Source organism: Methylobacterium sp. P3_A11, assembly GCF_056403155.1.
Window position 1 is genome coordinate 37,547 of sequence record NZ_JBFUGA010000010.1, and the last position, 19,534, is coordinate 57,080.

Annotated in this window: 17 protein-coding genes; 11 read left to right on the top strand and 6 right to left on the bottom strand. The window is 70.3% G+C overall.

All coding sequences use genetic code 11. The features are described 5' to 3' along the window. Window positions 1-4: 4 nt before the first annotated feature. The 4 genes from AC1DXK_RS05210 to AC1DXK_RS05225 all read left to right on the top strand — a co-directional run bounded on the left by AC1DXK_RS05210 (window position 5) and on the right by AC1DXK_RS05225 (window position 5,550). Window positions 5-2,851, top strand: a complete 2,847-nt coding sequence (locus AC1DXK_RS05210; RefSeq protein WP_477297077.1) for a bifunctional transaldolase/phosoglucose isomerase — start codon at window positions 5-7, stop codon at window positions 2,849-2,851. Window positions 2,852-3,004: 153 nt separating this feature from the next. Continuing rightward, a complete protein-coding gene (gene gnd / locus AC1DXK_RS05215; RefSeq protein WP_477297079.1) occupies window positions 3,005-3,982 on the top strand; it encodes a phosphogluconate dehydrogenase (NAD(+)-dependent, decarboxylating) in 978 nt (325 codons plus the stop codon). A 55-nt stretch (window positions 3,983-4,037) separates the two neighbouring features. Then, window positions 4,038-4,763 (top strand): 6-phosphogluconolactonase, encoded by a 726-nt coding sequence (gene pgl, locus AC1DXK_RS05220; protein ID WP_457104892.1) that lies wholly within the window; start codon window positions 4,038-4,040, stop codon window positions 4,761-4,763. 265 nt (window positions 4,764-5,028) lie between these two features. After that, window positions 5,029-5,550 carry a cysteine dioxygenase gene (locus AC1DXK_RS05225; RefSeq protein WP_457104893.1) on the top strand — a complete coding sequence of 174 codons (522 nt, stop codon included), beginning with the start codon at window positions 5,029-5,031 and terminating at the stop codon, window positions 5,548-5,550. Between the two features lie 22 nt (window positions 5,551-5,572). Here the strand turns inward: AC1DXK_RS05225 and AC1DXK_RS05230 are convergent, their stop codons facing one another. Both AC1DXK_RS05230 and AC1DXK_RS05235 read right to left on the bottom strand, forming a co-directional pair. Then, window positions 5,573-6,034 (bottom strand): Lrp/AsnC family transcriptional regulator, encoded by a 462-nt coding sequence (locus tag AC1DXK_RS05230; RefSeq protein ID WP_457104894.1) that lies wholly within the window; start codon window positions 6,032-6,034, stop codon window positions 5,573-5,575. A 35-nt stretch (window positions 6,035-6,069) separates the two neighbouring features. Continuing rightward, window positions 6,070-7,185, bottom strand: coding sequence for a 2'-deoxycytidine 5'-triphosphate deaminase (locus AC1DXK_RS05235; RefSeq protein ID WP_477297082.1), 1,116 nt, complete (start codon window positions 7,183-7,185; stop codon window positions 6,070-6,072). Window positions 7,186-7,460: 275 nt separating this feature from the next. Here AC1DXK_RS05235 and apaG point away from each other — a divergent pair, with 275 nt between their 5' ends. The 3 genes from apaG to speG are packed head-to-tail and all read left to right on the top strand — an operon-like array spanning window position 7,461 to window position 9,623. Next, window positions 7,461-7,853, top strand: a complete 393-nt coding sequence (gene apaG, locus AC1DXK_RS05240) for a Co2+/Mg2+ efflux protein ApaG (RefSeq protein WP_043355208.1) — start codon at window positions 7,461-7,463, stop codon at window positions 7,851-7,853. 34 nt (window positions 7,854-7,887) lie between these two features. Beyond that, on the top strand, window positions 7,888-9,057 hold the full coding sequence (gene argE / locus AC1DXK_RS05245) for an acetylornithine deacetylase (RefSeq protein ID WP_457104896.1): 1,170 nt from the start codon (window positions 7,888-7,890) through the stop codon (window positions 9,055-9,057). Further along, window positions 9,054-9,623 carry a spermidine N1-acetyltransferase gene (gene speG / locus AC1DXK_RS05250; RefSeq protein WP_457104897.1) on the top strand — a complete coding sequence of 190 codons (570 nt, stop codon included), beginning with the start codon at window positions 9,054-9,056 and terminating at the stop codon, window positions 9,621-9,623. The genes argE and speG overlap by 4 nt, the downstream gene beginning before the upstream one ends. A 44-nt stretch (window positions 9,624-9,667) precedes the next feature. Here the strand turns inward: speG and AC1DXK_RS05255 are convergent, their stop codons facing one another. The 4 genes from AC1DXK_RS05255 to AC1DXK_RS05270 all read right to left on the bottom strand — a co-directional run bounded on the left by AC1DXK_RS05255 (window position 9,668) and on the right by AC1DXK_RS05270 (window position 14,768). Beyond that, window positions 9,668-10,897: a hypothetical protein gene (locus AC1DXK_RS05255; protein WP_457104898.1), complete on the bottom strand. Its 1,230-nt coding sequence runs from the start codon at window positions 10,895-10,897 to the stop codon at window positions 9,668-9,670. 170 nt (window positions 10,898-11,067) lie between these two features. Next, complete coding sequence (locus AC1DXK_RS05260) at window positions 11,068-12,099, bottom strand: Hsp33 family molecular chaperone (RefSeq protein ID WP_477297085.1); 1,032 nt, start codon at window positions 12,097-12,099, stop codon at window positions 11,068-11,070. A 328-nt stretch (window positions 12,100-12,427) separates the two neighbouring features. Further along, on the bottom strand, window positions 12,428-13,408 hold the full coding sequence (gene argF / locus AC1DXK_RS05265; RefSeq protein ID WP_457104900.1) for an ornithine carbamoyltransferase: 981 nt from the start codon (window positions 13,406-13,408) through the stop codon (window positions 12,428-12,430). Between the two features lie 169 nt (window positions 13,409-13,577). Beyond that, the gene (locus AC1DXK_RS05270) at window positions 13,578-14,768 is read right to left on the bottom strand and encodes an aspartate aminotransferase family protein (RefSeq protein WP_457104901.1); all 1,191 of its coding nucleotides are present in this window, start codon (window positions 14,766-14,768) and stop codon (window positions 13,578-13,580) included. A 342-nt stretch (window positions 14,769-15,110) separates the two neighbouring features. On the opposite strand from AC1DXK_RS05270, the gene AC1DXK_RS05275 reads away from it, so the two are divergent. The 4 genes from AC1DXK_RS05275 to AC1DXK_RS05290 all read left to right on the top strand — a co-directional run bounded on the left by AC1DXK_RS05275 (window position 15,111) and on the right by AC1DXK_RS05290 (window position 18,952). Continuing rightward, a complete protein-coding gene (locus tag AC1DXK_RS05275; RefSeq protein ID WP_457104902.1) occupies window positions 15,111-15,584 on the top strand; it encodes a RidA family protein in 474 nt (157 codons plus the stop codon). Window positions 15,585-15,586: 2 nt separating this feature from the next. Then, window positions 15,587-16,336: a glycerophosphodiester phosphodiesterase family protein gene (locus tag AC1DXK_RS05280; RefSeq protein ID WP_457104903.1), complete on the top strand. Its 750-nt coding sequence runs from the start codon at window positions 15,587-15,589 to the stop codon at window positions 16,334-16,336. A gap of 190 nt (window positions 16,337-16,526) precedes the next feature. Continuing rightward, window positions 16,527-17,795 carry a GNAT family N-acetyltransferase gene (locus tag AC1DXK_RS05285; RefSeq protein WP_457104904.1) on the top strand — a complete coding sequence of 423 codons (1,269 nt, stop codon included), beginning with the start codon at window positions 16,527-16,529 and terminating at the stop codon, window positions 17,793-17,795. Next, window positions 17,792-18,952, top strand: coding sequence for a M20 aminoacylase family protein (locus tag AC1DXK_RS05290; protein ID WP_457104905.1), 1,161 nt, complete (start codon window positions 17,792-17,794; stop codon window positions 18,950-18,952). Before AC1DXK_RS05285 ends, AC1DXK_RS05290 begins: the two co-directional genes overlap by 4 nt. Window positions 18,953-19,534: the final 582 nt, after the last annotated feature.

Genomic DNA, 19,534 nt, shown 5'->3' on the forward strand with positions numbered 1-19,534 from the left:
CGACATGAACGCGCTCAAGGCCCTGCACGACGAACAGGATCAAGCGGTCTGGCTCGACTTCGTGGCCCGCGGATTTGTCCAGAAGGGCGAGCTGAAGCAGCTCGTGGAACGCGACGGCCTGCGGGGCGTCACCTCCAACCCGTCGATCTTCGAGAAGGCGATCGGCCACTCGGACGAGTACGACGACAGCCTGAAGGCCGTGCAGGCGACCGGCGACAGCCGCGTCATCGACCTCTACGAGGGGCTCGCCATCGCGGACATCCAGGCGGCCGCCGACGTGCTCCGACCGGTCTACGAGGCGAGCGACGGCGCCGACGGCTACGTCAGCCTGGAGGTCTCGCCCTACCTTGCCCTCGACACCGAGGCGACGCTCGCCGAGGCAAGGCGCCTGCACAAGGCGGTCTCCCGTGACAATCTCATGGTCAAGGTGCCGGCCACCCCAGAGGGCATCCCGGCGATCCGGCAGCTGACGAGCGAGGGCATCTCGATCAACGTCACCCTGCTGTTCTCGCAGGAGGCCTACGAGGCCGTTGCCCGCGCCTTCATCGACGGTCTCGACGCGCGGGCCAAGGCCGGGCACGACGTCTCGCGGATCGCCAGCGTGGCGAGCTTCTTCATCAGCCGCATCGACGTGCTGGTCGACAAGCTCCTCGACGAGAAGATCGCTCAGGCCAACGACCCCGATGAGAAGATCGCCCTGGAGCAGCTGAAGGGGAAGGTGGCGATCGCCAACGCCAAGCTCGCCTACCAGCGCTACCGCAAGATCTTCGCCGAGGCGCAGTGGACCGCCCTGGCCGAGAAGAGCGCCAAGGCGCAGCGTCTGCTCTGGGCCTCCACCGGCACGAAGAACAAGGCCTATTCGGACGTCCTCTACGTCGAGGAGCTGATCGGGCCGAACACCGTCAACACCATGCCGCCCGCCACCATGGACGCGTTCCGCGACCACGGCGTGGTGCGGGCGACCATCGAGGAAGACGTTCCCGGCGCCGAGGCCGTGATGGCCCGCCTCGCCCGGGCGGGCATCGACATCGAGGCGGTGGCCGAGCAGTTGGTGCGGGAAGGCGTGCAGCTCTTCATCGATGCGGCCGACAACCTTTTGGGTGCGGTCGCTGGCAAGCGCGTCGCGCTCCTGGGGCACCGGCTGGACGGCCAGAGCCTCGCCATGGACGACGCCCTGGCGGCCGAGGCGAAGAAGACCGTCGAATCGTGGCGGGCGAACGGCTCGATCCGCCGGCTCTGGGCGGGTGACGCCTCGGTCTGGTCCGGCCACGACGAGGCGCACTGGCTCGGCTGGCTTCACATCGTCGAGGAGGAGCTCGAGAAGGCCGCCGACTACGCCGCCTTTTCCGACTGGGTGAAGGCGCAGGGCTTCACCGACGCCGTCGTGCTGGGTATGGGCGGATCGAGCCTTGGTCCGGAGGTGCTGAGCCTGACCTACGGCCAGCGCGAGGGCTTCCCGAAGCTCCAGATCCTCGATTCGACGCACCCGGATCAGGTGCGGGACCTGGAGGCCAGCATCGACCTGGCCAGGACGCTGTTCATCGTCGCCTCGAAATCCGGCTCGACGCTGGAGCCCAACGTCTTCCGCGACTACTTCCTGGCACGTGCCAAGGACGTGCTCGGCGACCGGGCCGGCGACCATTTCGTGGCCGTCACCGACCCCGGCTCCGACATGGAGCGCGCCGCCCGGGCGGACGGGTTCAAGAAGATCTTCTACGGCGTGAAGCAGATCGGCGGGCGCTACTCGGTGCTCTCGGCCTTCGGCCTCGTGCCGGCCGCCGCCATGGGCCTCGACGTGAAGGCGCTCCTCGAGACCGCCCGCATCATGGTCCGCTCCTGCGGCCCGGCCGTGCCGCCGGCCGTCAACCCGGGTGTGCTCCTCGGGACCGCCATGGGGGCCGCGGCGCTGTCTGGCCGCGACAAGGTGACGGTCGTGGCCTCCCCGGCGATCGCCAGCTTCGGCGCCTGGGCCGAGCAGCTGATCGCGGAATCGACCGGCAAGCAGGGCAAGGGTCTCGTGCCGGTGGACGGCGAGCCGGTGGGCGTGCCGGCGGTCTATGGCCACGACCGGTTCTTCCTCTATCTCCGCCTCGACGGCAACGCCGAGGCGGCGCAGGACGAGGCCCTGCGCGCCCTGGAGCGGGACGGCCATCCGATCGCCCGCATCACTTTGGATTCGATCGAGCAGCTGCCGCAGGAATTCTACCGGCTGGAGATGGCTACCGCGGTGGCCGGCGGGGTGATCGGAATCAATCCATTCGACCAGCCGGACGTCGAGGCCAGCAAGGTCGAGACCAAGAAGCTGTTTGCCGAGGCTGAGGCGAAGGGCGCCCTCCCCGCCGAGACGCCGCTCTTCTCGGACGACGCGATCGCCCTCTACGCCGACGCGCGGAACGCCGACGGCTTGAAGCAGGCGGCCGAGGGTCTGGAATCCGCCCTGAAGGCGCAGATCGCCCGGCTCAAGGACGGCGATTACCTCGGGCTGCTCGCCTACGTCCCGCGCAATGCCGAGACCGCGGGCATCCTCCAGGAGGCGCGGATCGCCGTGCGCGATGCCCGCAGGGTAGCGACCTGCCTCGAATTCGGGCCGCGATTCCTGCACTCCACCGGCCAGGCCTACAAGGGCGGCCCCGATACCGGCGTCTTCCTCCAGATCACCGCGGATCCGTCCCAGGATCTCCCGATCCCGGGACGGTCCCTCGGCTTCGCCACCGTGGTCGCCGCGCAGGCCCGGGGCGATTTCGCCGTGCTGGCCGAGCGGGGCCGGCGGGCGCTGCGGGTCCACATCAAGGGGGACCTTGTGGCTGGGCTGAAGCGCGTCGCGGCGGCCCTCAAGGCCGCAGTGGCTTAGGCGCCGGCTCGCTCTTCCCCTTCTCGGGGAGGAGCCGGAGACGGGGGTGATGGCGGACGAGGCTCAGCGGTCCCGTACGCACCCGCCCCCAACCCCACTCCACCCCTGGCCCCCTCCCCGCTTGGGGGCGGAATCGTCCTGAGGAGATCGGCAATGCAACTCGGCATGATCGGCCTCGGCCGGATGGGCGGCAACATCGTCCGTCGCCTTCTGCGGGACGGGCACACGGCCGTGGTGTTCGACCAGAACCCGGCCGCCGTCGCCGGCCTCGTCGAGGCCGGGGCGATCGGCGCGTCGAGCCTGGAGGATCTGGTCTCCAAGCTGGAGGTGCCGCGCGCGGCCTGGGTGATGCTGCCGGCCGGCGCGATCACCGAGCAGACCGTCCAGGCGCTCTCGGGCCTGATGCAGTCCGGCGACTGCATCATCGACGGCGGCAACTCCTTCTACGGCGACGACGTCCGCCGCGGTCTCGCCCTCAAGGCGAAGGGCCTCCACTATGTGGATGTCGGCACCTCGGGCGGCGTCTGGGGCCTGGAGCGCGGCTACTGCATGATGATCGGCGGCGACACCGAGACCGTCGACCGCCTCGACCCGATCTTCAAGACCTTGGCGCCGGGCGTCGGCGACATCCCGAAGACCCCGAACCGCGAGGGGCGCGACCCCCGCGCCGAGCAGGGCTACATCCATGCTGGGCCGACCGGCGCCGGTCACTTCGTCAAGATGGTCCATAACGGCATCGAGTACGGGCTGATGCAGGCCTACGCCGAGGGCTTCGACATCCTGCGCCATGCCAATGCCGAGGATCTGCCGGCCGAGCGCCGCTTCGACCTCAACATGGGCGACATCGCCGAGGTCTGGCGGCGGGGCAGCGTCGTCTCGTCCTGGCTCCTCGATCTGACCGCCCAGGCGCTGGCGGGCGACGAGCAGCTCACCGACTTCTCCGGCTACGTGGAGGATTCGGGCGAGGGCCGCTGGACCATCAACGCCGCCGTCGAGGAGGGCGTCCCGGCCACGGTCCTCTCCGCCGCCCTCTACCGTCGCTTCCGCTCCCGCGAGCACGCGAGCTACGCCGACAAGCTGCTCTCGGCGATGCGCAAGGGCTTCGGCGGCCACCAGGAGCCGAAGGGCTGAGCCGGCAGCCCCGGGCCGTCAGAGGCCGATTCCTGAAGCCGCAGGGCCGGAACCCATGAGCCTTCCCGTCGGAACGCATGTCCTGAAGGATCCGGAGGCGGTCGCCCGCGAGGCGGCCGAGCGGATCATTGCGGCTTGCGGCGAGAGCCGATCGGAGCGGATCGCGATCTGCCTCTCGGGCGGCTCGACGCCCAGGATGCTGTACGGGCTTCTCGCCGGCCCGGACTACGCCGCCCGAATGCCGTGGGAACGGATCCACTGGTTCTTCGGGGATGACCGCGCGGTACCGTGGGACGATCCGCGCAGTAATGTCCGGATGGTCCGGGAGGCGTTCGGCCACGGGTCCCGGATCCCGCCGACCCATCTCCACTTCATCCCGTCCGACGACGGTCCGGACGCGGGCGCCCGCGCCTACGAGCGGACGCTCCTCGATTTCTACGGCGCCGCGCGCCTCGATTCCGCTCGGCCGCTGTTCGATTGCGTGTTGCTCGGCCTCGGCGAGGACGGGCACACCGCCTCGCTGTTCCCCGGCAAGCCCGCCGTCGATGAAATTGAACGGCTCGTCGTCCCCGTGCCGGAGTCCGGCCTGGAGCCGTTCGTCCCGCGGATCAGCCTGACGCTGCCGGCGCTGGCCTCCGCGCGGCACGTGCTGTTCCTGGTCACGGGCGCCGGCAAGCGCGCGCCCCTCGCCCGGCTCGCCGCCGGAGAGGACCTGCCCGCCGGCCGCGTGACCAGCACGGGCGCCGTAGCGTGGCTGCTCGACGACGCTGCGGCCGGATAACACCGTCCGTCCCGACGACGCAGCGGGGTTCGGCCGCCCAGGAGACGGCCATCCCGGCTGTCCGGAACCGGTTCGGCGAAGCCGGTCTCGCCGGCATGGCGAAGACCGCGCAATGTCATTTCCGGTCCCGGCCCCTCTGCGCAATGACTTTGCCGCTTCGGGCGCCATCAAGCGCGACAACGCAACCCGTTGCGGCAGGCCTCCGGGTATCCTTCTCGCAGCCTCGAAAGGGCACCGCGCAAAGGGCACCGAAGGAGACCCGCCGATGCCGCAGACCACCAGCCCGGCCGACGTCGCGGCGATGATGGCGAACCTGGCCCGCTCCGCCAGCCGCTCGCCGGAGGCCTATCTGGCCTCGGCCCGGGCCACCCTGGTCCGCATCCTGGCCGAGCCCGATCTCCTCGATCCGGCCAAGCTGGCCGGCCGCGGGTCGGGATTGAGCCGGAATCTCCTGTTCGGCACCGAGGCGATCAGCGTCTGGGCGATGGTCTGGGCGCCCGGCGCCGTGACGCCGGTGCACGACCACCATTGCTCATGCTGTTTCGGCCTGCTGCGCGGTAGTCTGCGGGAGACATGGTATCGCCCGGTCAGCGAGACCCACGCCGTCGCGACCGTCGACGCCGTCCGCGAGCCCGGTTTCGTCGCCTGCATGATGCCGTCGGGGCCGAACCTGCACCGGATCGCCAATGACGGGCCAGAGGCGGCCGTCTCGATCCACGTCTACGGCTACGACCACCGGGCGCAGGATTCCTCGATCCATCGGACCTACGCGGTCGCGGCGGGCTGAGCCGCACCGCGGAGCGGCCGCCTCACGCCACGTAGATCGTCGGGACCGCGGTCGTGTACTTCAACTCTTCCATGGCGATGGAGGCGGACAGGTTCGAGAACTCGAGCTTGGCGATGAGGCGCTGATAGACGGCGTCGTAGGCCTCGATGTCCGGCACCACGATCCGCAGCAGGTAGTCGATCTCGCCGGTCAGGCGCCACGCCTCGACGATCTCGGGGAATCCGGCCAAGACCCGCCGGAAGGCGTCCGACCAGTCGGCGGCGTGGCGCGGCGCCTTCACGGCAACGAACACCGTGGTGGGGACGTTGACCTTGCGGCGATCCACCAGGGCGACCCGGCGGCGGATCACCCCGGAGGCCTCCAGCTTCTTCACCCGGCGCCAGCACGGCGCGGCGCTGATGCCGACCTGCTCGGCGAGTTCGGCCACTGGGAGAGTCGCGTCCTGCTGGAGGAGATCGAGGATCTTCCGGTCCACGGCGTCCATGCGGTCGATGCTCCCGTCGGCGGGTCCGGGCCGGACTACAGGGCGAAGTGCTTCGAGAGCTTGAGCCCCTGGGCTTGGTAGTTCGAGCCGGCCCCCGCCCCGTAGAGCGTCTCCGGCAGATCGAGCATCCGCTCGTAGACGAGGCGGCCGACGATCTGCCCGTCCTCCAGGAGGAACGGGACGTCGCGGGAGCGGACCTCCAGCACGGCCCGCGCGCCCGCCCCGGCATAGCCGAAGCCCGGATCGAAGAAGCCGGCGTAGTGGACCCGGAATTCGCCCACCAATGGATCGAACGGCACCATCTCGGCGGCGTGGTCCGGCGGCACCTGGACGGCCTCCTTGGAGGCCAGGATGTAGAACTGCCCGGGATCGAGGATCAGGCTGCGCGATCCGTCGGCGGCCAGCGGCTCCCAGAATTCTGCGGCCCGGTGGCGGCCGGGGGCATCGACGTCCACGAGGCCGGTATGACGCTTCGCCCGGTAGCCGACGAGGCCGTCGAATCCGGCGAGGTCCACCGAGACTGCCACCCCGCCCTGGAAGGACGGGCTATCCACGTCCACCAAAGGCGAGCGGGCATGCAGCAGGACGAGGTCCGCCTCCGTCAGCCGCGGTGCCCCGCGGCGGAAGCGGATCTGCGACAGGCGCGAACCGGTGCGTACGAGAACCGGGAAGGTGCGCGGCGAGATCTCGGCGTAGAGCGGTCCGTCATAGCCGGGCTCGACCTGATCGAAGGCTTCGCCCCGGTCGGTGATGACCCGCGTGAAGACGTCGATGCGGCCCGTCGAGCTCTTCGGGTTCGCCGCCGCCGCGAGATCGCCCGGCAGGACGAGGCGCTCCTGCAGCTCGGCGATATAGACGCAGCCCGTCTCCAGGACGGCACCGGGGCGCAGGTCGACGGCATGCAGCGACAGCCGATCGACGCAGGCCTGGACCGTCCGGCCCGCGCCCGGCAGGAAGCTCGTCCGCACCCGGTAGGCCTTCGCGCCGAGGCGCAGGTCGAGGCTCGCGGGCTGGATCTGGTCGGGCGCGAAGGGGCTCTCGGTCCGGATCCCGCCGACCTTGGCCAGGGCGGCGATCGCCTGGGCCGGCAGAATGCCCGACCGGCCCTCCGCACCTGAATCGGCGGCTCCGGTGGCTGCGCCCGCGTTCATCGCGCCCCTGACTCCTTCGCGCGCCCGGCAGGTCCGCGTCCGTGAGGGTTGTCCGCCCGGACCGGCTAACGTTGGCTTAACCGAGCGCGCAGGCCGCGTCATGCCGGAGCCTCAACTTGGCCGGTCTCAACCCCCGGATCGGGGGCCGGATCGAGACCGTCCGAGGTAGTCCGCCGCGATTGACGGCGATTCCCCCGCCCACTACCACCGGCCGGGACGCAGGTTCCACTCGACTTCAGCGAATCGTACAGTCCGAAGAAGGGCCAAATAGGGCGATGTACAAGGCCGAGACGCGGGGAATAAGTGTCACCGTTCAGTCCCGCTTCGTCGAGGAAGAATCCTCGCCGAACGAGAGCCGCTACTTCTTCGCTTACACGGTCGAGATTGTGAACAACGGCAGCGAGCAGGTCCAGCTGCGCTCGCGTCATTGGCGCATCATCGACGGCCACGGTGCCTGCCAGGAGGTGCGCGGCACCGGCGTGGTCGGCAAGCAGCCGGTGCTGGAGCCGGGCGAGTCCTTCTGCTACACCAGCGGCTGCCCGCTCAACACACCCGACGGGTTGATGGCCGGCAGCTACACCATGGCGACGGTCGCCGGCGAGAGCTTTGAGGCGGAGATCCCCGCCTTCTCCCTCGACAGTCCGCACGTCCGCCGCAGCCTGCACTGAGGCCCCGGCCCGGGGCCGCGCCCCGGAGGAATCCATGTCCGCGACCGGCGAGCGGCTGAGCCCGCTCGACATGCTCGCCCGCCTCGTGTCCTTCGACACGGAGAGCGACACATCCAATCTCCCCCTGATCGACGCGGTCTGCGCCTATCTCGACGGCTGGGGTGTGCCGTACCTGCGCCTCCCGAACGCCGCGGGCGACAAGGCCGCCGTCCTGGCCACGATTGGCCCCATGGTCGACGGCGGCGTCGTGCTCTCAGGCCATACCGACGTGGTCCCCGTGACGGGTCAGGCCTGGACGAGCGATCCGTTCACGCTCCGCATCGCCGACGGCCGGGCCTACGGACGGGGCGCGGTCGACATGAAGGGCTTCGACGCCCTCGCGCTGGCCCTGGTGCCCGACATGCTCGCGGCCGGGCTGACTCGGCCGATTCACATCCTGCTCTCGTACGACGAAGAGACGACCTGCCTCGGCTCCATGGACGGCATCGCCCGGTTCGGTGCCGACCTGCCGCGACCCGCCGCGGTGATCGTCGGCGAGCCCACCGGCATGGACGTCGCGGACGCCCACAAGAGCATCGTCACCTGCCTCACCACGGTCCACGGCCACGAGGCCCACTCCGCCCGGCCCGCTCTGGGGGCGAACGCCGTAACGGCTGCCTGCGACCTCGTCGCCGGCCTCAACCGCATCGCCGACCTCATGATCGAGCGCGGCGACCGGTCGGGACGTTTCGACCCGGCCGCCACCACGGTCCATGTCGGCACCATCCACGGCGGCACCGCCCGCAACATCCTGGCCAAGGAGTGCCGCTTCCACTGGGAGTATCGCGGCCTCCCGGATCTCGATCCGACCGAGATCCCGCGCCTCTTCGCCCGGGAGGTGGAACGCGTGACCCGCGAACGCCTCAACCGCTACGGCGATTACGGGCGGATCGAGACCCTGGAAGAGGTGGACATCCCGGGTCTCGCCCCCGAGCCGGGCTCGGAGGCCGAGCGGCTCTGCCTGCGGATCGCTGGACGAAACCGCACCGTCGCAGTGCCCTACGCCACGGAGGCCGGACGGTTTCAGGCGGCGGGCCTGCCGACCGTCGTCTGCGGACCCGGCGACATCGCCCAGGCGCACCAGCCCGACGAGTTCATCACCCTCGACGCCCTCGCCCAGGGTGAGCGGTTCCTGCGCAACCTGATCGAGATGTGTTCGTCATGAACGCGGTGACCGGAATCACCATTAAGCTGCGGCCGCTTGAGCGGGAGGACCTGCGCTTCGTCCACCAGCTCAACAACAACGACAGCATCATGCGCTACTGGTTCGAGGAGGCCTACGAATCCTTCGCCGAACTGCAGCAGCTCTACGAGCGCAACATCCACAATCAGACCGAGCGCCGTTTCATCGTGGCCGATCCGAGCGGAGAGCCGGCCGGCCTGATCGAGCTCGTGGAGATCAACCACCTGCACCGGCGCTGCGAGTTTCAGATCGCCATCCACCCGAGCTTCCAGGGCCGCGGCTACGCGTGGCAGGCGACCCGGATCGCCATGGATTACGCGTTCAGCGTGCTCAACATCCACAAGCTCTACCTGCACGTCGACCGGGACAATGCCCGGGCCGTGCGCATCTACGAGCGTTGCGGCTTCCGCCCCGAGGGCGTGCTGAGGGACGAATTCTTCGTGAACGGGCGCTATCGCGACGCGGTTCGGATGTGCCTGTTCCAGCCCGACTATCTCAAGGCCCGCGGTGGGGCCGGCGACATCGCCGAGCCCGTGCTCAAAGTATGAGGGAGGGGCTGCGAAAGCCCCTCCCCCCGACGATTCGCGACCGTTCAGTTGCGGCCGGCACCCGGCTGGCCACTGGTCCGGCCGGCACCCTGGGCGCCGCCCATGCTGCCGTTGCCGCCGGAATTCATGCCGCCGCGCTCGGCGCCACCCGTCCGGCCGCCCTCGGCGCCGGACTTCATGCTGCCCTGCTGGCCGCCGCGATCCGAGGCGTTGCGGATCCCGTCCTGCTGGCCGCCGCGCATGTCGCTGTTGCGCATGCCGGCGCCCTTGCCGCCGTTGCGGCCGTCCTGGGCTACCGCCCGATCCGGGCCACGGTCGTTGCGGCCCATCCGGCCGTCGTTGCGGCCCTCGGCCCGGGCGCCATTGTGGATGCCGTCCCGATCGCCGTGCCGGTCGAACCGCGCGCCGGCGCGCTGCTCGGACCGGAAGCTGGCATTGACCGTCCCGCCACCGCTCAGGCGGCGATACTCGGCCGAGCCGTAGCGCACGCGCTGGCCCCGGATCGTCACGAAGCGGTCGTCCTGCACCGTTACGAGGCGGCGATACTCGGGGGAGCCGTACAGGACACGGTGGCCGCGGACGACGACGTAGCGCTCGCGGGGACCGGACTCGCGCACGCTGACGAGACGGCGGTATTCCGGCGACCCGTAGAGGACGCGCTGGCCGCGAATGACGACGTAGCGCGCGCGCGGGCCGTGGTTCTCGGTCACGATCAGGCGGCGGTACTCGGGCGAGCCGTACACGACCCGGCGGCCACCGATGAACACGAACCGGCCCTCGCGGCGGACGCCGCCTTCGAACCGCTCGGACCGCACGTTCGTCCGGCTCACATCCGTCCGGCCGCGGAAGTCCGCCCGGTCGGCGTGACGATCGCCATGCCGGTCCCCATGACGATCGGCGACGCGGTCGCCGCGCTCGTTCCGGTCACCGCGCTCGTTGCGGTCGGCGCGGGCGCCGTCACGGCCGCCGCGCCCGGTGTCGCCGCGATCGCGATCCTGGGCCATGCGGCCCTCGCCGCCGGCATCCCGGCCCTGTGCGGCCCGGCCCGACTCTGCGCCGCCCCGGTCGGACGTCGCCTGACGGCCACCCTTCATATCGCCTTGCAGGCCGCCCTGCGCGCCACCCTGAGCGCCACCGCGCTCGGCACCACCCGCCTTCATCCCGGACTCGGCACCGGCTTGGCCGCCGCGGCCGCCCATCCCGGCGCCGGCCTGCTGCGCATAGGCCGAGGTGCTGATCAGCAGCGCGGCCAACCCAATCGACAATTTCCGCATCGCGAGGTCTCCAATGTTGAATCTGCGACGCAACGTCGAAGGTCGCGAAACGGTTCAGATCGGAGTGACCAAAAATTCATGCAACGAATACCGGGCATCGTACGTTTCGCGCGGAAAAGCTTGACCGTAAGGATGGGTATTGCTGCTCCGTAACCTGGCTGGCCGGCGCTCTACTGCGTCGGCGGACCACCGATCTCAGCCTCGACCTCCTGGGGATCGAGGTCGTAACGCCGCGAGCAGAACTCGCAGGTGATGACGATGCGCCCGTCATCCGCGACCATGTCGTGCCGCTCCTGGGGGCTGAACGAGCGGATCATGCCCATCACACGCTCGCGCGAGCACCGGCAGGTCTCGTGGACCGGCTGACGATCGAACACGCGGACGCCGCGCTCGTGGAACAGCCGGTAGAGCAGGCGCTCGCTCGACACGTGGGGGTCGACCAGCTCGTGATCCTCGATCGTCGCCACGAGGGAGCGCGCCTCGACCCAGGCATCGTCCTCCGGCGCGCCACCCGAGAGATGCGCGCGACCCTCCGGGATGTCGCCCGGCGGCAGGTCCGCGAGGCGCGCCCGGTCCACCGATTGCGGCAGGAACTGCACGAGCAGCCCGCCGGCGCGCCAGCGCCCGCTGCCCTCCTCCACGGCTTCGGCCACGGCGAGGCGCACCTGCGTGGGGATCTGTTCGGATTGGCGGAAATACTGGTGCGCCGCCTCCTCCAGGCCCTGGCCCTCGAGGGCGACGACGCCCTGGTAACGGCTCGACGCGCTGCCCTGGTCGATGGTCATGGCCAGATGACCCGTGCCGATCAGGTCGGCGTCCTTGAGCGGGCCGGTGCCGAGGGCGGCGACCCGGTCCGGGTCGAACCGTGCGGTAGCGCGGAGGCGATCCGGCGCCTCGAAATCGACCACGATCATCGCCACCGGGCCGTCGGTCTTGGTCTGGAGCTGGAACCGGCCCTCGAACTTGAGGGACGAGCCGAGAAGCACCGTGAGCGCCGCCGCCTCGCCGAGCAGCCGGGCCACCGGGTCCGGATAGCCGTGGCGGCGCAGGATGGTATCGACGGAATCGCCCAGCCTGACCACGCGCCCGCGTACGTCCAGCGCCTCGACGGCGAAGGGGAGCACGGCGTCGTCATCGCCCGCGTGGCCGTTTCCGGCCGTGGGCTGCTGCGGCTGGGTCGGGGTGTGCGTTCCTGAGGTCATGCCCTCTCCGATCGATGCGTCCGGCGCCTGCGGCGCCCTGCCCCCGGATCAGGCGACCGTCCCGGCATGATCCCGGCTTGGAGCGGGATCCGCGGCGCGGATCCGTCTTCCGGACTGGCCGGGCGGTGTGAGGCGATGACCTTGGCGGCGCGATCGGATCCCTCACCCCGCCCGGCCCGTGCGGGACAGCGCGCGTCGCGCGTCAGATCCGTCGCGGGGAATGCCGCCTGTCGGCAGCCGTGATGGGGAGGCGGGCGGCCTGGACTACCCGCTCACGCCTATATGGTGCGCCCGCCCCGCCCGCGCGAGCCCGGACGCGGCGGTCGCTTCAAAGCCCGCTCGCCCGCAGGCACCAGGCCAGGATGCCCTTCTGCGCATGCAGGCGGTTCTCGGCCTCGTCGAACACCACGGAGCGCGGTCCGTCCATCACCTCGGCGGTGACCTCCTCGCCGCGATGGGCCGGCAGGCAGTGCATGAAGATCGCGCCGGGATTGGCCGCCGCCATCAGCTTGTCATTGACCTGATAGGGGCTGAGCAGGTTGTGCCGGTGGGCCTCGTCATCGTCGCCCATCGACACCCAGCAATCGGTGACCACGGCATCGACGCCCTCCACCGCCGCGAAGGCGTCGGTGGTGACGTGGACGTCGGCGCCCTCCTGCTGCGCCCAGGCGAGGAGCGCCGGGGGCGGAGCCAGTTGGGGGGGGCTCGCGATGTTCAGGGTGAAGTCGAACCGGGCGGCCGCGTGGACCCAGCTCGCCAGGACGTTGTTCGCATCGCCCGACCACGCCACCTTGCGGCCCTTGATCGGCCCGCGATGCTCCTCGAAGGTCAGCACGTCGGCCATGATCTGGCACGGGTGCGAGACCTTGGTCAGGGCGTTGATCACCGGGACGGTGGCGTACTCGGCCAGTTCGAGCATCTGGCCGTGGTCGAGGATGCGGATCATGATCGCGTCGACGAAGCGCGACAGCACCTGCGCGGTGTCGCCGATGGTCTCGCCGCGGCCGAGCTGCATCTCGGAGCCGGTGAGCATCAGGGTCTCGCCGCCGAGCTCGCGCATCGCCACGTCGAACGAGACGCGGGTGCGGGTCGAGGGCCGGTCGAACACCATGGCCAGGGTCTTGCCGGTGAGCGGTCGCTCCGCGGCCAGCTCGCCCTTCCGACGGCGCGCCTTGATGGCGGCGCTGGCATCGAGAACCCGGCGCAGCTCCGCACCGGAGAAATCCTTGAGATCGAGGAAATGACGAGGGCCGGCACCGTTCAGGTGCCTGGCCGGGGCCTCTGCCCGGCCGTCAATCTGGGCTTTCATCGCGTCACAATACCTAGAGTCTGCTCACCGATCACCTGATCATGAACCGCACTCTACCTCCTGACAGGGGCATCTCCGTCACGCGCGGCGGGATCGACCGCGCCCGGAAATGCTTCGGGCCGCCCTCCGGGAGCCGGAGGGCGGTGTTCTGAAATCCGACCTCGCGATCCTATTCGGCCGCGCCGCGTACGGCTTCGAAGCCGGACGCCGCCGAGTCCAGGCGGCGGACCGCCTCGTCGATCTCGGCCTCGCCGATGGTCAGCGGCGGCAGCAGGCGGACGATGTTGTCGCCCGCCGGGATCACCAGCAGATGCGCATCCCGCGCGGCGGCGGCGAAATCCGTGTTCGGCACGCCGAGCTTGAGGCCGAGCATCAGGCCCTCGCCGCGGATCTCCTCGATGACGTGCGGATGCCGGTCGCGCAGGGCGGCGAGCTTCTGCTTGAGCAGCAGGCCGGAGCGGGCGACGCCCTCGAGGAAGCCATCGGCCAGCACGACGTCCAGCACGGCGTTGCCTACCGCCATGGCGAGGGGGTTGCCGCCGAACGTAGTCCCATGTGTGCCTGCAGTCATTCCGCGGGCGGCCTCGCGGGTCGCCAGGCAGGCGCCCAGGGGAAAGCCGCCGCCGATGCCCTTGGCGACGCTCATGATGTCCGGGGTGATGCCGGACCATTCATGTGCAAACAGCCGGCCGGTGCGGCCCACGCCGGTCTGGACCTCGTCCATGATCAGGAGCAAGCCCTGCGCGTCGCAGATCTCGCGCAGCCGGCGCAGGTCCGCGTGGGGGATCTCCCGCACGCCGCCCTCGCCCTGGATCGGCTCGATCATCAGCGCGGCCGTCTCCGGCCCGATCACCGCCTCAAGCGCCGCCCAGTCGCCCGCCGGAACTTGGTCGAAGCCCTCGACCTTCGGCCCGAAGCCCTCGATGTATTTCTGCTGGCCGCCCGCCGCGAGGGTCGCCAGCGTCCGCCCGTGGAAGGCGCCCGCGAAGGTGACGATCCGGTAGCGCTCCGGATGGCCGCCTGCCGCGTGGTACTTGCGGGCGATCTTGATTGCCGCCTCGTTGGCTTCCGCCCCCGAATTGCAGAAGAACACGACGTCCGCGAAGGTCGCCTCGGCGAGGCGCTGGCCAAGGCGTTCGCCGCCGGGAATCTGGAACAGATTCGAGGTGTGCCAGATCTTGGCCGCCTGCTCGGTCAGGGCTCCGACGAGGTGCGGGTGGGCATGGCCGAGCCCGTTCACCGCTATGCCGGCGCCGAAGTCGAGGTATCGCTCGCCGCCCTCCGTCACGAGCCAGGCGCCCTCGCCGCGCTCGAAGGCGAGCGGCGCACGGGCGTAGGTCGGCAGAAGGGCTGACGTCACGGGTCCCATCTCCGTTTCAAGCAGGATCTCGGAGCAAGCGTTGAGCCGGCTCCAAATGAAAGTGCCGCCTCAGTCCTGGGCGGCACGCGCGCGATTACTATGAAAGAGCCGGCCTCTGTCAACGTTTCAATGTCCGGCGGAACTGCCGGACAGGCCTGCACGCGGTCCTTGGGAGGCTGATCTCGGCGGCGAATCGGACGCCCGCGGCGCGGATGCCGCGACGGTTGCGCCGGGACAGGCGCGTCCCGGACCGATTCCGGCCTTCGGGCCATGCGGCCCTTGCGCCGCGGGGGCCGCCCGTGCTCCTGCTCCCGCGGATTCGACGGAGGCTGGGAGATCCCGATGAGCACGATCAAGGAACGTCTGCAGGCGCAGGGCCTCACGCTGCCGAAGGCGGCGGCGCCGGTCGCCAACTACGTGCCGTTCGTGCGCACGGGCAGCCTCGTGGTGATCTCCGGTCAGATCTGCTTCGGTGCCGACGGCGCCATCGCGGCCGAGCACAAGGGCAAGGTCGGCGGCGACGTCTCCGCGGAGGCCGGCAAGGCGGCCGCTCGCCTCTGCGCGCTCAACGTCCTCGCCCAGCTCGAGGCGGCGGTTGGCGACCTCGATCGCGCGGTGGTCCAGTGCGTGCGGCTCGGCGGCTTCATCAACGCGGCGCCGGGCTTCTCGGCGGTGGCCGGGGTGATGAACGGCGCCTCCGACCTGATGGTCGAACTCCTCGGCGACCGCGGACGCCACGCCCGCTCCACGGTCGGCGTCGCGGAACTGCCCCTCGACGCCGCCGTCGAGGTCGAGGCGATGTTCGAGGTCCGCTGACCATGGCCGCGCCCGACTGGCTCACCGCGCGGCCGATCGCCCATCGCGGCCTGCACGACCGCGGGGCGGGCCGGCCGGAGAATACCCTGGCGGCGGCCCGGGCTGCGGTCGCGGGCGGTTTCGCCATCGAGTGCGACGTCCAGATGAGCGCCGACGGCGAGGCGATGGTGTTCCACGACGCCGCCCTCGGGCGTCTGACGGGCGCGAGCGAGGCGGTCGCCGAGACATCGGCTGCCGAACTCGGGACGCTTGCCGTCGCCGGCTCGGCGGAAACGATCCCGACCCTGCCGGCCTTCCTGGCGGCGGTGGCCGGGGCGGTGCCGGTGGTGATCGAGGTGAAGTCCCGCTACGACGGCGACCTGCGGCTCGCGACCCGTACGGCGGACGTCGCGGCCTCCTATGCCGGGCCGGTCGCCCTGAAATCCTTCGATCCGAAGGTGGTTGCGGCCCTGCGCGACCTCTGCCCTCCCACTATCCCGCGGGGCATCGTCGCCGAGACGACGCAGGACGATCCGCTCTACGCGGCCCTGCCGCCCTCTTTCCGCCGGGCGCTGTCCAACGTGCTGCACTTCGCGGAGACGCGGCCGGACTTCCTGTCCTGGCGGGTGGACGACCTGCCCAGCGCACCGACCTATCTCTGCCGGCTGCTCGGGCGGATCCCCGTGATGGCCTGGACGGTCCGGACCGAGGATCAGCGCGCCCGCGCGAGCACGCATGCGGACCAGATGGTGTTCGAGGGATTCGTCCCATGATCTGTCCCTGAGGGCGCCAGACTTCGCTGTCCTCGACCGCGCGAGCCGGAGGCAGCGCGGCGGGCTCTGGCGCATCCGGTCAGGGCCGCCTGAAAACCGGTGACGTCGGCAGCCGTCTGACAAGCCCGGCATGGCCGCCGCGCGCATCCGCCCGCTTGCCCCGCCCCCGACACCGGCTAGACTCACGGCCATGAAGCAAGCACCCGGGCCGACGCCGGAGGCCGCCACGCTGACTGTGCGGGCGCTTCCCGGATTGAAGGAGATCGGCGCGGCGGACTGGGATGCCTGCGCCTTCTCGGCCGAGACCCTGGCGGGCGGCGACGAGACCCACAATCCCTTCGTGTCGCACGCCTTCCTCTCGGCACTGGAGGATTCGGGGTGCGTTTCCCGCAAAACCGGCTGGCTGCCCCTCCACGTCTCCGTCGAGCGTGACGGCGAGCGCCTCGGGGTCGTACCCTGCTACCTGAAATCGCACAGCCAGGGCGAATACGTGTTCGATCACGGCTGGGCCGACGCCTACGAGCGGGCCGGCGGTTCCTACTACCCGAAGCTGCAGGTCAGCATTCCGTTCACGCCCGTCACCGGGCCGCGCTTCCTGATCGCCCCCGGGGCCGACCCGGACGAGGCCACGGCGGGCCTCGTCGCCGGCCTGCGGGCATTGCGGGGCGAGACCAAGGCGTCCTCGATCCACGTCACCTTCATGGGCGCGGCCGAGTCGGACCGGGCGGGAGCCGCGGGCTTCCTGCAGCGGACCGACCAGCAGTTCCACTGGGAGAACGACGGCTACGCGGGCTTCGACGACTTCCTCGCCGCCCTCGCCTCCCGTAAGCGCAAGACCATCCGCAAGGAACGTCGCGACGCCCTCGCGCCCGGGATCACGGTCGAGCACCTGACCGGCGCGGACATCACCGAGGCGCATTGGGACGCGTTCTACGCCTTCTACCTGGATACGGGGTCCCGGAAGTGGGGGCGCCCCTATCTCAACCGTCGGTTCTTCTCGCTGCTCTCCGAGCGCATGGCCGACCGGGTGCTCCTGATCATGGCGAAGCGGGCGGGCGCCTACATCGCCGGCGCCCTCAACCTGATCGGCGACACGGCGCTCTACGGACGCAACTGGGGCTGCGTCGAGGACCACCCCTTCCTGCATTTCGAGGTCTGCTACTATCAGGCGATCGACTTCGCGATCGCCCGGGGCCTGAAGCGGGTCGAGGCGGGGGCTCAGGGCGAGCACAAGCTCGCCCGCGGCTACCGGCCGGTCCTGATGCACTCGGCCCACGACATCGCCGACCCGGCCTTGCGCCGTGCGGTGGCCGATTACTTGCAGCGAGAGCGCGCCCACGTCGCCGAGGCGGTTGACGTCCTCGACACGCTGACGCCGTTCCGGCGTACGGATGCGGGCGGCGCCTGCGACGGCGCCGCGCCTGCCCAGATTTCGTCCCTCGAGAGTCCCGAGACATGAACCCGATCGACCGCATCCAGACCTATGCCGACGCGTTGACGGCCCTGCGCCGCGACCTGCACGCCCATCCGGAACTCGGTTTCGAGGAGGTCCGCACCGCCGGCATCGTCGCCGACCTTCTGGAGTCGTTCGGCTGCGAGGTGCATCGCGGCGTCGGCGGCACCGGCGTGGTCGGGCTGCTCAAGGGCCGCACCGACAACGGCCGGCGCATCGGACTGCGCGCCGACATGGACGCCCTGCCCATCGAGGAGGAGACCAACCTCCCCTACCGCTCGACCTATGCGGGCAAGATGCACGCCTGCGGCCATGACGGCCATACCACCATGCTGGTCGGCGCGGCGCGCTACCTCGCGGAGACCCGCGATTTCGACGGCACCGCCGTCTTCGTGTTCCAGCCGGCGGAGGAGGGACGGGGCGGCGCCCGCGCCATGCTGAAAGACGGGCTGTTCGAGCGCTTCCCCTGCGACGAGATCTACGGCCTGCACAACCAGCCGGGCGGCGGCCACGGCATGATCAAGCTGCGGCCCGGACCGCTCATGGCAGCCGCCGACTTCTTCGACATCCACATCCGGGGTACCGGCAGCCACGCCGCCCACCCGCACGGCGGCAACGACCCGATCGTGATCGCCACGGGTCTCGCCCAGGCGCTGCAATCGGTCGTCTCGCGCAACGTCGACCCGCTGAAGTCGCTCGTGCTGTCGATCACCCGTATCGAGGCGGGCTCCGCCTACAACGTCATCCCGGAGACGGCCCACCTCGCCGGGACGATCCGCACCTTCGACAAGGAGATCCGGGCGCTGGCCGGCACCCGCATGCGCGAACTCGCGGCGGGCTTCGCGGCGGCCTACGGGGCCGAGATCACGGTCGACCTGCAGGACATGTTCTCCGTGCTGGAGAACGCCCCCGAGCAGGCCGCGGCCGCCACGGAGGTCGCCACCGAGCTGCTCGGCGCCGACAAGGTCGAGGCGAACGTGCTTCCGAAGATGGGGAGCGAGGATTTCGCCGACATGACCATGGTCGTCCCGGGCGCCTATGTCTGGCTCGGCGGCAATCCCGGACCCGGCCTGCACAATGCCGGCTACAACTTCGACGACTCGATCATCCCGATCGGCAGCGCCTTCCTGGCGCGAATGGTGGAGCGCCGCACCGCTGCCTGAGAGCCGCGACACCCTGCCCCGCCGTCCCGGACTGTCCGGACGGCGGGCGATGGCACGTCGCGGCCCGGGCGGCCGTCGACAGGCCGCCCGATCGATGCAAATCTTCACCTCAAGGCCCATCGACCAACGCGGGCCGCGACGGGGAGGCGCCATGTCACCGGAGTTGCGGGAATCGCGCGCCGCGCTCATCCTGCTCGCCACTTCGGTGGGGGCGGTCCTGATTTTCGGTGCCTTCACGCTGCTCACGCAGCTCGGATGAGACCCGGGTTCGCAACCGCGCCGGGTCGCGCCGACGCAGAGCAGCCTCCAGGGGACGAGGCATCGGCTGGCCGCTCTACCAAACGATCGATGTGGGTTATGCCCGTTCGAGTTGAGTTAACTATCTGTTGATTCAATCAAAGGTTGTATGCCTTCGTCGAAAGCGTGCATGGCACGCGGGATTCGGAGATCGCCTATGGTTGCCGACGCGATAGGGGGGACTTCGCGCCTGGCCGGTCGACCTCTCGGCCGCCCTCGACGCGTCCGGCATCATCGGCGCGTGGTCGTGGTCGCCCCGCGCCGAACGGTGCATCCTCGATGCCG

Coding starts and splice junctions, on each gene's coding strand:
- gnd (WP_477297079.1), top strand. CDS start 3,005: ATGCAACTCGGCATGATCGGCCTCGGCCGGATGGGCGGCAACATCGTC.
- AC1DXK_RS05260 (WP_477297085.1), bottom strand. CDS start 12,099: ATGACCTCAGGAACGCACACCCCGACCCAGCCGCAGCAGCCCACGGCC.
- argE (WP_457104896.1), top strand. CDS start 7,888: ATGTCCGCGACCGGCGAGCGGCTGAGCCCGCTCGACATGCTCGCCCGC.
- apaG (WP_043355208.1), top strand. CDS start 7,461: ATGTACAAGGCCGAGACGCGGGGAATAAGTGTCACCGTTCAGTCCCGC.
- speG (WP_457104897.1), top strand. CDS start 9,054: ATGAACGCGGTGACCGGAATCACCATTAAGCTGCGGCCGCTTGAGCGG.
- AC1DXK_RS05285 (WP_457104904.1), top strand. CDS start 16,527: ATGAAGCAAGCACCCGGGCCGACGCCGGAGGCCGCCACGCTGACTGTG.
- AC1DXK_RS05230 (WP_457104894.1), bottom strand. CDS start 6,034: ATGGACGCCGTGGACCGGAAGATCCTCGATCTCCTCCAGCAGGACGCG.
- argF (WP_457104900.1), bottom strand. CDS start 13,408: ATGAAAGCCCAGATTGACGGCCGGGCAGAGGCCCCGGCCAGGCACCTG.
- AC1DXK_RS05275 (WP_457104902.1), top strand. CDS start 15,111: ATGAGCACGATCAAGGAACGTCTGCAGGCGCAGGGCCTCACGCTGCCG.
- AC1DXK_RS05290 (WP_457104905.1), top strand. CDS start 17,792: ATGAACCCGATCGACCGCATCCAGACCTATGCCGACGCGTTGACGGCC.
- AC1DXK_RS05225 (WP_457104893.1), top strand. CDS start 5,029: ATGCCGCAGACCACCAGCCCGGCCGACGTCGCGGCGATGATGGCGAAC.
- AC1DXK_RS05255 (WP_457104898.1), bottom strand. CDS start 10,897: ATGCGGAAATTGTCGATTGGGTTGGCCGCGCTGCTGATCAGCACCTCG.
- AC1DXK_RS05210 (WP_477297077.1), top strand. CDS start 5: ATGAACGCGCTCAAGGCCCTGCACGACGAACAGGATCAAGCGGTCTGG.
- AC1DXK_RS05280 (WP_457104903.1), top strand. CDS start 15,587: ATGGCCGCGCCCGACTGGCTCACCGCGCGGCCGATCGCCCATCGCGGC.
- pgl (WP_457104892.1), top strand. CDS start 4,038: ATGAGCCTTCCCGTCGGAACGCATGTCCTGAAGGATCCGGAGGCGGTC.
- AC1DXK_RS05235 (WP_477297082.1), bottom strand. CDS start 7,185: ATGAACGCGGGCGCAGCCACCGGAGCCGCCGATTCAGGTGCGGAGGGC.